This is a genomic window from Kitasatospora sp. NPDC057518, assembly GCF_042802075.1.
Taxonomy (GTDB): Bacteria; Actinomycetota; Actinomycetes; order Streptomycetales; family Streptomycetaceae; genus Kitasatospora.
Map to the genome: position 1 here is coordinate 1 of NZ_JBHVEU010000293.1, position 11,292 is coordinate 11,292.

Sequence of the window (11,292 nt, forward strand, 5' to 3'; positions counted from 1 at the left end):
CGGGGCCCCGACCGGCTGTCGGTCAGTTGTTCTCTTCTTCCTCCACCCAGCCCATGGTGCGCTCCACGGCCTTGAGCCACTTCTTGTACTCACGCTCCCGGGTGGCCTCGTCCATGCGCGGGGTCCACTCGGCGGCGCGGTGCCAGTTGGCCCGCAGGGTGTCGAGGTCGTTCCAGAAGCCGACGGCGAGTCCGGCCGCGTAGGCGGCGCCGAGGGCGGTGGTCTCGGCCACGTAGGGCCGCTCGACCGGGGCGTCCAGGACGTCGGCGATGTTCTGCATGAGCAGGTTGTTGCTGGTCATGCCGCCGTCGACCTTGAGGGCGGTGAGCTCGACCCCGGAGTCCTTCTGCATGGCGTCGACGACCTCGCGGGTCTGCCAGGCGGTGGCCTCCAGGACGGCCCGGGCCAGGTGGCCCTTGGTGACGTACCGGGTCAGACCGGCGATCACACCGCGGGCGTCGGAGCGCCAGTACGGGGCGAACAGGCCGGAGAAGGCCGGGACGAAGTAGGCGCCGCCGTTGTCCTCGACGGTGTTGGCGAGGGTCTCGATCTCGGCGGCGGTCGAGATGATGCCGAGCTGGTCGCGCAGCCACTGGACGAGCGAGCCGGTGACGGCGATCGAGCCTTCCAGGGCGTACACCGGGGCCTGGTCGCCGATCCGGTAGCCGACGGTGGTCAGCAGGCCGTGGTACGAGTTGACGATCTTCTCGCCGGTGTTCAGCAGGAGGAAGGTGCCGGTGCCGTAGGTGGACTTGGCCTCGCCCTCGTCGAAGCAGGTCTGGCCGAACAGCGCGGCCTGCTGGTCGCCGAGCGCGGAGGCGACCGGGACGCCGGCCAGGTCGCCGACGGCCTCGCCGTACACCTCGGCGGAGGAGCGGATCTCCGGCAGGACGGACATCGGGACGCCCATCGACTCGGCGATCTTGTCGTCCCACTGCAGGGTGTGCAGGTTCATCAGCATGGTGCGGCTGGCGTTGGTGACGTCCGTGACGTGCTTGCCGCCGTCGACACCGCCGGTGAGGTTCCAGATCACCCAGGTGTCCATGGTGCCGAACAGGATGTCGCCGGCCTCGGCGCGCTCGCGCAGGCCCTCGACGTTGTCCAGCAGCCAGCGGATCTTCGGGCCGGCGAAGTAGCTGGCCAGCGGGAGGCCGGTCTCGCGGCGGAAGCGGTCCTGGCCGACGTTGCGGCCCAGCTCGCGGCAGAGGCCCTCGGTGCGGGTGTCCTGCCACACCAGCGCGTTGTGCACGGGCTCGCCGGTGTTCTTGTCCCACAGGACGGTGGTCTCGCGCTGGTTGGTGATGCCGATCGCGCGGATGTCGTCCTTGGTCAGGCCGGCCTTCTCCAGCGCGCCGCGGACGACCGACTGCACCCGGGTCCAGATCTCGGCGGCGTCGTGCTCGACGTAGCCGGGCTGGGGGAAGATCTGCCGGTGCTCCTGCTGGTCGACGGCGACGATCCGGCCGTCGGCGCCGAAGATGATGCAGCGGCTGGAGGTGGTGCCCTGGTCGATCGCGGCGATGTAGTTACCGGTGGAGGTCATGGGGAGGGTCCTCGGCTCGGGTTCGGGGGTTACGGGGTGGGTGGGCCTGACGCGTCGGTCGGTCAGTCCCCGTGTGCGGCGGGGTCGAACCCGTCCTTTAGAAGATGGCGTTGTAGAGGCCGCCGGCCGCGAGTCCGCCCAGGATCGGGCCGACGACCGGGATCCAGGCGTACGACCAGTCGGAGCCGCCCTTGTTCGGGATCGGCAGCAGGGCGTGCGCGATGCGCGGGCCGAGGTCACGGGCCGGGTTGATCGCGTAGCCGGTCGGGCCGCCCAGCGAGAGGCCGATGCCGACGACGGTGAAGGCGACCATCAGGGTGCCGGTGCCGGACTGGGAGAGGCCGCTGTTGGTGCCGATGGTGAGGATCGCGAAGCAGAGCACGAAGGTGCCGATGACCTCGGTGATCACGTTCTGGACCGGGTTCCGGATCTCGGGGCCGGTCGAGAAGATGCCGAGGGTGGGCTCCTTGTTCGCGTTGAACTGGCCCAGGTAGGTGGCCCAGACCAGGACGGCGCCGATGATCGCGCCGAGCAGCTGGGAGCCGAGGTAGAGCGGCACCTGGCTCCACTCGCCGCTCTTGACCGCGAGGGCGATGGTGACGGCCGGGTTGAGGTGGGCACCGGACTTCGGGGCCGACATGTAGGCGGCGATGAGGACCGCGAATCCCCAGCCGAAGGTGATCGCCAGCCAGCCGGCGTTGACGGCCTTCGACTTCTTGAGGGTCACGGCGGCGCAGACGCCACCGCCGAGAAGTATCAGGGCGGCGGTGCCGAGGGTTTCGCCGACGAAGACGTCGCCGTTGGAGAACGCGGACACAAAGACTCCCTTGTCCATATGGCCCGGAGGGTGGGTGGGGGCAGGCGGCCGGTCGATCGTTGTGCGGGTGAGCGCACTGTGGGAGTGATCTCTCCGGCCATCGTTCGACAATGTCGACCGTCATGCGGAAGCTTCCTCCCCAGGTCGCCCCCACGTCAAGGCAGGGTTACGGAGCTGTGACCCTGACCCCGACAGGTCCGTCGACGTTACCGAGCGGAGTGCCCCGAAACAGGACAAAACGCCAGAGGCGCGGACAGGCCTCCGCCCGTCCGCGCCTCAGCGTGACGAATCGACGGCCCTCCGCGAGCCGCCCGTGGATGTGCTCAGAACCGCCCGGCACCCAGGTCGCGGGAGATCGCCCGCGCCGCGCTGCGCACCGAGGCCACCAGCGAGGGCTTCACGAAGCCGTCCTCGCAGACCCGCTCGACCGCCCCGCTGATGCAGACCGCGCCCACCGGGTTGCGCCGCCGGTCCTGGATCAGCGCGCCGATCGAGGCCACGCCCTCCCAGGTCTCCTCGATCGAGTCCGCCCAGCCGCGCTCCCGGACCAGCGCGCACTCGGCGTCCACGTCGGCCGCCTCGGTCAGCGTGCGCACGGTGTACGACTCGTACGGGCCGTCGCCCAACTCGCCGCGCGCGACCGGGTCGTAGGACACCAGCACCTTGCCCAGGGCGGTGCTGTGCAGCGGCTGCATGGAGCCCACCTCCAGCACTTGCCGGGTGTCGTCCGGCCGGAACACGTGGTGCACGATCAGCACGCCCTGCTGGTGCAGCACGCCCAGGTAGACCGTCTCCCCGGCCGCCCGGGCCAGGTCGTCCGCCCACACCAGCGCCCGCGCCCGCAGCTCGTGCACGTCCAGGTAGCTCTGGCCCAGCCGCAGCAGCTCGGCGCCCAGCTGGTACTTGCCGGTCTCCGGGTCCTGCTCGACGAACCCCTCCTGCTGCAGCGTGCGCAGGATGCCGTGCGCCGTGCCCTTGGCCAGGTCCAGTGCCGTCGAGACCTCGGACAGGCCGAGCCGGCGCTCGCCGCCGGCCAGCAGGCGCATGATCGCGGCGGCCCGGGAAAGCGACTGGATCGGGCCGGGCATGGGAACCTCCGCGCTGACAGGCGGTCGACATTGTCGACCACAGTGGTGACGGGACGAGTCTGCCAGGCCGCCCCGACTCCGTGCACCTTCCCCCCGGGTAACCCGCTCTCGACCCCGTGTTCACCTGCCGTGCTCCCAGGTCCGGGCCGGGGCGTGCACACGCGCCCCCGCGCCGGTCCTCACCCCGCCCGCGAGGTCAGCCCACCGCCTCCGCGCAGTGCGCCCGCAGCACCGTCACCTCCGCCGCCAGCGCCGCGATCCCGTCCGTCCCGACCCGGCAGCAGCCGCCCACCAGCCGCGCGCCGTCCGCGAGCCAGCCGCCCACCCGGGCCGAGCGGAAGGTCGGCTCGCCGCGCCAGCCCCGACGGCCGGCGTCCCAGCTCTCCCCGCTGTTCGGGTAGACCACCACCGGCTTTCCGGTCACCTCGGCGGCCACCGCCACCGCCCGGTCCGCGTCCTGCGGCGTGCAGCAGTTGACGCCCACCGCGACCACCTCGTCCACGTCGGCGGCCAGCGCGAACGCCTCCGCCAGCGGCTGTCCGGCCCTGGTCCGGTCGCCCTCGATGCTGTACGACAGCCAGGCCGGCATCCCAAGCCCGCGCACCAGCCCCAGCAGCGCCCGCGCCTCGTCCACGTCCGGCACCGTCTCCAGCGCCAGCACGTCCGGCCGGGCCGCCGCCAGCACCTCCAGCCGCGGCCGGTGGAAGTCCGCCAGCTCCGCGACGCCCAGCCCGTACCGGCCCCGGTACTCCGAGCCGTCCGCCAGCACCGCCCCGTACGGGCCCACCGAGGCCGCCACCCAGCGCCGCCGCCCGCCCGGCTCCGGGCGCGCCGCCTCCCGGGCCAGCTCCACGCTGCTCGCCAGCAGCCGGGCGGCCTGCGCCCGGCCGACCCCGCGGCGCGCGAAGCCCTCGAAGCTTGCCTGGTAGCTCGCGGTTATCGCGACGTCGGCGCCCGCCGCGAAGTACGCCCGGTGCGCCGCCACCACCGCCTGCGGGTCGTCCGCCAGCAGCCGCGCCGACCAGAGCCCGTCCGAGAGGTCGTGCCCGGCCGCCGCCAACTGGTTCGACATCCCTCCGTCGAGCACCAGCGGACCGGCGGCCAGCGCGGCGGCGAAGTCCGGCGGGGGAGCAGTGGGCATGGCGGCCTCCTCGGGCAGAGTTCCTGGTCACAGCCTAGGGGCGGAGGCCCCCGCCGGGCAGGAAAACCATTTGCCGCCGGGGAACGCACTCGCTACGTTGTGCTCAGCCCGAGAAGAACGGCCTGATCACAACGGCCGGAACAGACCTCGGACGACGATCCAGCACCGGCACGGCAGGCCCGGTGGCACCGGCGACGACGGAAAGGAGCCCGGCGATGGCAGCGGACGACCAGCCGCCCCCCACCGGGCCCGGGGCCGAGGAGGAGTGGCTCGCCGCGTACGACCCGCGCGCCTACACCCCGGTCGCCGTCACCGTGGACGTGGTCGCCCTGACCTTGCGCCACGGCGGCCTGCACGTCCTGCTCGTCGAACGCGGCGCCCCGCCCTACCAGGGCTGCTGGGCGCTGCCCGGCGGCTTCCTGCGCGCAGGCGAGGAGGGCCTGGACGAGGCAGCCGCCCGCGAACTCGCCGAGGAGACGGGCCTGCAGAGCGCCTCCGAAGCCGAGACCAGGCTCTGCCGCCTCCACCTGGAGCAGCTCGGCACCTACGGCACCCCCGAGCGGGATCCGCGGATGCACGTCGTCTCGGTCGCCTACCTCGCCTTCGCCCCAGACCTGCCCGACCCCCAGGCCGGAACGGACGCCGCGGCCGCCGCCTGGCACCCCGTCTCCGACCTGGACCTCCGGCCCTGCGGCCGGTCCCGAACCGCCGGTGTGCCCGCCGACACCCACGGGGGTGGCGTCGACGGGCGCACCGGCCCCGGCCCGCTCACGCTGGCCTTCGACCACGCCCGCATCCTCGCCGACGGCCTCGACCGGGTGCGCGCCAAACTCGAGTACAGCCCGCTGGCCACCGCCTTCCTGCCGTACGACTTCACCATCCCCGACCTCCGCGCCGTCTACGAGGCGGTCTGGGACGAGAAGCTCCACCCCGGCAACTTCCACCGCAAGGTGCTGTCCGTGCCCGGCTTCGTCGAGAGCACCGGCACCACCACCGAGCGCGGCGGAGCCCGCGGCGGCCCCCGCGCCCGCACCTACCACGCCGGCGACGCCCGCCTGCTGCACCCCGCGCTGCTCCGCCCCGCCCGCGAAGGCACGGCCGACGACGACGCGGCCGACAGCACGGCCGACGACGCGGGCTCCCACTGAGGGTCCGCGGCCCCCAGCGGCACCGTCGGCCGAGCGGGCTACCATCCGGCCATGACCACTGACGAAGCGACGCCCACCGACGAGGCCCAGCAGACCGCCCACCGGCCCTTCTCGCACTGCCACTTCTGCGGTACGCCCTACCCGGCCGACACCCGCGCCTGGCCGCGTACCTGCCCCGGCTGCGCCGAGATCAGCTACCGCAACCCGCTGCCCGTCGCGATCACCGTCCTCCCCGTCACCCGCCCCGACGCCGACCCGGCCCTGGTCGTCATCCGCCGCACCATCGAGCCCGGCTACGGCGAACTCGCCTTCCCCGGCGGCTACATGGACTACGGCGAGAGCTGGCAGCAGGCCTGCGTGCGCGAGCTGCACGAGGAGACCGGCATCACCGCCGACCCGGCGGAGGTCACCCTGATCCACACCGCCTCCGACCCCGACGGCCGCTTCGTGATGCTCTGCGGACTGCTCCCGGCCCGCCCGCTCGCCGACCTCCCGCCCTCGCGCCCCACCGACGAGACCGACGGCTGGCTGCTCGCCACCGCCGAAACCCCGCTCGTCTGGGACTTCCACAACGGCGTCCTGCGCCGCTGGTTCAGCGGCGAGTTCACCCCCCGCTGACCCACCGGCCGACCCTGGCGCGGCGGGCGATCACATGGCATGGTCTGCACCGACAGCCCAACCGGACGGGTCTGCCACGAGCGCTCCCGTCCCCACCACCGGCCGGGAGACCACCACCGTGAGCACCCCACCGCAGGACCAGCCGCTCTGGCGCCCCAACCCCGCTCGCGCCGCCGCCACCACCCTGGTGGCCTTCCAGGCCTGGGCCGCCGAACACCACGGCGCCCCGGCCGCCCCGCTCGCCCCGGCCGCAGATGACCAGCAGGCCGCCGAGCGCTACGCGGACCTGCACGCCTGGTCCACCGAGGACCTCGACCGGTTCTGGACCGCGATCACCCAGTGGTTCGACGTCCGCTTCACCCGGGCCCCCGAAGCCGTCCTCGCCGACGCCGCCATGCCCGGCGCCCGCTGGTTCCCCGGCGCCCGCCTCAACTACGCCGAGCACGCCCTGCGCGCCGCCGACGACCCGGCCAACGCCGACCGCCCCGCGATCCTCCACCTCGACGAGACCACCGAGCAGCCGGCCGTCCTCACCTGGTCCGAGCTCCGCCGCCAGGTCGGCTCGCTCGCCGCCGCCCTGCGCGCCCGCGGCATCGGCCCCGGCGACCGGGTCAGCGCCTACCTGCCCAACGTCCCGCAGGCCGCCGTCGCCCTGCTCGCCACCGCCGCCGTCGGCGCGGTCTGGACCAGCTGCGCCCCCGACTTCGGCGCCCGCAGCGTCCTCGACCGCCTCCAGCAGATCGAGCCCGCCGTCCTCTTCGCCATCGACGGCTACCACTACGGCGGCAAGGACCACGACCGCACCGAGGTCGTCGCCGAGCTGCGCCGCGAACTCCCCAGCCTGCACACCGTCGTGCACGTCCCGCTGCTCGGCGCCCCCGCCCCCGAGGGCGCCCTGCACTGGGACGACCTGGTCGCCGACGACGTGGAGCCGGTCTTCGAGCCCGTCCCCTTCGACCACCCGCTCTGGGTCCTCTACTCCTCCGGCACCACCGGCCTGCCCAAGGCCATCGTCCAGAGCCAGGGCGGCATCCTGCTCGAACACCTCAAGCAGGCCGGCCTCCACCTCGACCTCGGCCCCCGGGACCGCTTCCTCTGGTACACCTCCACCGGCTGGATGATGTGGAACTTCCTGCTGGCCGGCCTCCTCGTCGGGTCCACGATCGTCACCTACGACGGCAGCCCGGGCCACCCCGACACCGGCGCCCTCTGGTCCGTGGCCGCCCGCACCGGCGCCACCGTCCTCGGCACCTCCGCCGCCTACGTGATCGCCAGCCGCAAGGCCGAGCTCCACCCCGGCCGCGACCTCGACCTCTCCGCGGTGCGCTGCATCGGCACCACCGGCTCCCCGCTCCCGCCGGACGGCTTCCGCTGGATCTACCAGGAGGTCAAGGAGGACGTCTGGCTCGCCTCCGTCAGCGGCGGCACCGACGTCTGCTCCTGCTTCGTCGGCGGCGTCCCCACCCTCCCGGTGCACCTCGGCGAGATCCAGGCCCCCTGCCTCGGCGCGGCCGTCGAGTCCTGGGACGTCCAGGGCCACCCGCACACCGACACCGTCGGCGAACTCGTCGTCACCAAGCCCATCCCCTCGATGCCCACCGGCTTCTGGAACGACCCCGAGGGCACCCGCTACCACGACAGCTACTTCGACATGTACCCCGGCGTCTGGCGCCACGGCGACTGGATCACCGTCACCTCCCGGGGCACCGTCGTGATCCACGGCCGCTCCGACTCCACCCTCAACCGCCAGGGCGTCCGGATGGGCTCCTCGGACATCTACGAGGTCGTCGAGCGCCTCCCCGAGATCGCCGAGTCCCTGGTCATCGGCCTGGAGGAGCCCGACGGCGGCTACTGGATGCCGCTGTTCGTCGTCCTCGCCCCCGGTGCGGAGCTGAACGACGACCTGATCGGCCGCATCCGCACCTCGCTGCGCACCGAGCTCTCCCCGCGCCACGTGCCCGACGAGGTCATCGCCGTCGACGGCCTCCCGCACACCCTCACCGGCAAGCGGATCGAGGTCCCGGTCAAGCGCATCCTCTCCGGCACCCCGCTGGAGCAGGCCGTCAACCCCGGCTCCGTCGACCGCATCGAGCACCTGCGCTTCTTCGAGCGGCTCCGCCTCGACCGCCAGGCCTGACCGGCCCTGACCGGCCCCGGGGCACACGAAAGGGGCGCCCCACCGGCCTGGTGGGAGCGCCCCTTCTCATGCCGCTACGTCGGCTGCCCGCCCTACTCGCCGGAGAGCACCTGCTGCGCGGCGGCCCGCGCCTCCTCGGCGCTGTCCGCGGCCCGGGCCGCCTCGGCCGCCCGGCGGCACTGCGCCAGCGTGTACTTGGCGAGCGTGGTCCGCACGTAGGGGATCGAGGCCGCGCCCATCGACAGGCTGGTGACGCCCAGACCGGTCAGCACCACGGCCAGCAGCGGGTCGGCGGCCGCCTCGCCGCAGACGCCGCAGCTCTTGCCGCTCACCCGCGCGGCATCGGCCGCCGCGGCGACCAGGTCCAGCAGGGCCGGCTGCCACGGGTCCTGGAGCCGGGCCAGCGCACCGACCTGACGGTCGGCCGCGAAGGTGTACTGCGCGAGGTCGTTGGTCCCCAGCGACAGGAACTCGACCTCCTGGAGGATCGACCTGGCGCGCAGCGCGGCCGACGGGATCTCCACCATCGCGCCGAACTTGGCGTCCAGCCCGGCCTCCCGGCACGCGGCCGCGAAGTCCTTGGCGTCCTTGCGGTCGGCCACCATCGGGGCCATCACCTCGAGGTGCACCGGCAGGCCCTCGGCTGCCTTGGCCAGCGACCGGAGCTGGGTCCGCAGCACCTCGGGGTGCTCGAGCAGGGTGCGCAGACCGCGCACGCCCAGCGCCGGGTTCGGCTCGTCGGCCGGGGTCAGGAAGTCCAGCGGCTTGTCCGCGCCGGCGTCCAGCACCCGGACCACGACCCGGCCCTCGGGGAAGGCCTCCAGCACCTTGCGGTACGCCTCGACCTGCTTCTCGGCGCTGGGCGCCTTCGCCGAGTCGTCCAGGAACAGGAACTCGGTGCGGAACAGGCCGACGCCCTCGGCGCCGTTCTCCAGCGCGGCCGGCACGTCGGCCGGGCCGCCCACGTTGGCGAGCAGCGGCACCCGGTGACCGTCCGAGGTCTGCCCCGGGCCGGAGGAGGCGGCCAGCGCGGCCTTGCGCGCGGCGGCGGCCGCCCGCAGCTCGTCCTGCTTCTCCTGGGACGGCTCCAGCAGGACATCGCCGGAGCTGCCGTCCACCGCGACGACGGTGCCCTCGGCGACCTCGATCGCGCCGGGCAGCGCCACCACGGCCGGCACGCCCATCGCCCGGGCCAGGATGGCGCTGTGGCTGGTCGGCCCGCCCTCCTCGGTCACGAAGCCGAGCACCAGCGTCGGGTCGAGCAGCGCGGTGTCGGCCGGCGCCAGGTCCCGCGCGAACAGCACGTACGGCTCGTCGCTGTCCGGCACGCCCGGCATCGGCACGCCGAGCAGCCGGGCCACGATCCGGTTGCGTACGTCGTCCAGGTCGGCGACCCGCCCGGCCAGGTACTCCCCGGCGGAGGCGAGCAGCGCCCGGTAGGCCGCGAACGCGTCGTAGACGCCGCGCTCGGCGCTGCTGCCGACGGCGATCCGGCGGGACACGTCGGCCATCAGCTCCGGGTCCTGCGCCATCAGCGCCTGGGCCTCCAGCACGGCCTGGGCCTCGCCGCCCGCGAGGTTGCCGCGCGCGACGAGGTCGGCGGCGACCGCCTCGACGGCGGCCTGGGCGCGGGCCTGCTCGCGCGGGGCGTCCTCGGTCGGGATCTGGGTGGCCGGGGGCTCCAGCACCGCCGTCCCCATGTGCCGCACCTGGCCGATCGCGACCCCGTGGCTCACGCCCACGCCGCGCAGCGTCTTCTCCATGTCACTGTCTCCGCTGAGATGAGCGGCCCCGCCGGGAACCGCTGTGTGTGGGGGCCGCCCCGTCATCTCGTCCGGGGCGGGTGTCGGAAGGAAGGGGTCAGCTCCAGCTGAACAGCTGCTCGCCGGCCTTGGCCTCGCCGTCCTCCCGCAGGTCGCCGAGCGAGTCGGCGGTGGCCTCCAGCGCCACGATCGGCGAGATCGGCGACTTGCCGGCGGCCTCGACGGCGGCCGGGTCCCACTTGATGACGGCCTGACCACGGGTCACCGTGTCGCCCTTGTTGACGAGCAGTTCGAAGCCCTCGCCGTTGAGCTGAACGGTGTCGATCCCGAGGTGGGTCAGCACACCGTGGCCCTCGGCGTCCACGACGACGAACGCGTGCGGGTGCATGGAGACGACGACACCGTCCACCGGAGCGACCGCCGTGGTCTGCTCGCGAACGGGGTCGACCGCGGTGCCCGGGCCGACCATCGCACCCGAGAACACCGGGTCGGGCACGCCCGCGAGCCCCACGATCTTGCCGGTCAGCGGCGACGTCACAGTGGTCATGGTTGTGCCTCCCAAGTGCAGTACAGCGAGCGGCCGCGAGGAGCGGCGCGACGATCAACTGAAGCCTAATTCATGTCAACTTCGGACAACTGCTGACATTCCCGGGCGAAGACCCCGCCCTTGCCTACCTAGCCGGCCGGCGACTCACCGGCCCGCTAGTGGTCTAGTCCTCTGGCCGATGCGCCGCACTCTACAGGCATCTTGGCGAATCGAGGCCATTGCTGTATATGCTCGCGAGAGCAACAAATCATGCCGCCGTCCGAGCGACCCCGGGTGCGCCCCGGTTCGCGCTCCGGCTGCCGACCCGCTATGGTTGGGCGAGTCGCCGCAACTCGGCGGTTAACGCCAGATTTCAGATGCAAAAACCCCCGGTAAACGGAACGGAAAGCATCTGGTAAGCTGGAAACACGAAAGAACGAAGCCCGGAGGGTCCGCTGGAAGGCGGTCCGAAGGAAGCGTCCGTTCCTTGAGAACTCAACAGCGTGCCAAA

General features: G+C 73.0%; 9 protein-coding genes. 3 read left to right on the forward strand and 6 right to left on the reverse strand.

Features of this window, described 5'->3' with window-relative positions; genetic code table 11:
* Nucleotides 1–22 precede the first annotated feature (22 nt).
* From glpK to mmuM, 4 genes are all read right to left on the reverse strand, one after another.
* Complete coding sequence (gene glpK, locus ACFU7Z_RS26445) at nucleotides 23–1,543, reverse strand: glycerol kinase GlpK (RefSeq protein ID WP_049657375.1); 1,521 nt, start codon at nucleotides 1,541–1,543, stop codon at nucleotides 23–25.
* Between the two features lie 97 nt (nucleotides 1,544–1,640).
* Nucleotides 1,641–2,360: an MIP/aquaporin family protein gene (locus ACFU7Z_RS26450; RefSeq protein ID WP_234348595.1), complete on the reverse strand. Its 720-nt coding sequence runs from the start codon at nucleotides 2,358–2,360 to the stop codon at nucleotides 1,641–1,643.
* Nucleotides 2,361–2,683: 323 nt separating this feature from the next.
* On the reverse strand, nucleotides 2,684–3,448 hold the full coding sequence (locus tag ACFU7Z_RS26455) for an IclR family transcriptional regulator (protein WP_049657378.1): 765 nt from the start codon (nucleotides 3,446–3,448) through the stop codon (nucleotides 2,684–2,686).
* A 196-nt stretch (nucleotides 3,449–3,644) separates the two neighbouring features.
* Nucleotides 3,645–4,589 carry a homocysteine S-methyltransferase gene (gene mmuM / locus ACFU7Z_RS26460; protein ID WP_380780087.1) on the reverse strand — a complete coding sequence of 315 codons (945 nt, stop codon included), beginning with the start codon at nucleotides 4,587–4,589 and terminating at the stop codon, nucleotides 3,645–3,647.
* Between the two features lie 215 nt (nucleotides 4,590–4,804).
* On the opposite strand from mmuM, the gene ACFU7Z_RS26465 reads away from it, so the two are divergent.
* From ACFU7Z_RS26465 to ACFU7Z_RS26475, 3 genes are all read left to right on the forward strand, one after another.
* On the forward strand, nucleotides 4,805–5,737 hold the full coding sequence (locus tag ACFU7Z_RS26465) for an NUDIX domain-containing protein (protein ID WP_380744535.1): 933 nt from the start codon (nucleotides 4,805–4,807) through the stop codon (nucleotides 5,735–5,737).
* Nucleotides 5,738–5,788: 51 nt separating this feature from the next.
* The gene (locus ACFU7Z_RS26470) at nucleotides 5,789–6,355 is read left to right on the forward strand and encodes an NUDIX domain-containing protein (RefSeq protein WP_380780089.1); all 567 of its coding nucleotides are present in this window, start codon (nucleotides 5,789–5,791) and stop codon (nucleotides 6,353–6,355) included.
* A 118-nt stretch (nucleotides 6,356–6,473) separates the two neighbouring features.
* On the forward strand, nucleotides 6,474–8,492 hold the full coding sequence (locus ACFU7Z_RS26475; protein ID WP_074006346.1) for an acetoacetate--CoA ligase: 2,019 nt from the start codon (nucleotides 6,474–6,476) through the stop codon (nucleotides 8,490–8,492).
* Nucleotides 8,493–8,584: 92 nt separating this feature from the next.
* Here the strand turns inward: ACFU7Z_RS26475 and ptsP are convergent, their stop codons facing one another.
* Together ptsP and ACFU7Z_RS26485 are read right to left on the reverse strand one after the other, a co-directional pair.
* Nucleotides 8,585–10,255: a phosphoenolpyruvate--protein phosphotransferase gene (ptsP, locus tag ACFU7Z_RS26480; protein ID WP_049657698.1), complete on the reverse strand. Its 1,671-nt coding sequence runs from the start codon at nucleotides 10,253–10,255 to the stop codon at nucleotides 8,585–8,587.
* A gap of 97 nt (nucleotides 10,256–10,352) precedes the next feature.
* Nucleotides 10,353–10,802, reverse strand: coding sequence for a PTS glucose transporter subunit IIA (locus ACFU7Z_RS26485; RefSeq protein WP_049657699.1), 450 nt, complete (start codon nucleotides 10,800–10,802; stop codon nucleotides 10,353–10,355).
* Between the last annotated feature and the right edge of the window lie 490 nt (nucleotides 10,803–11,292).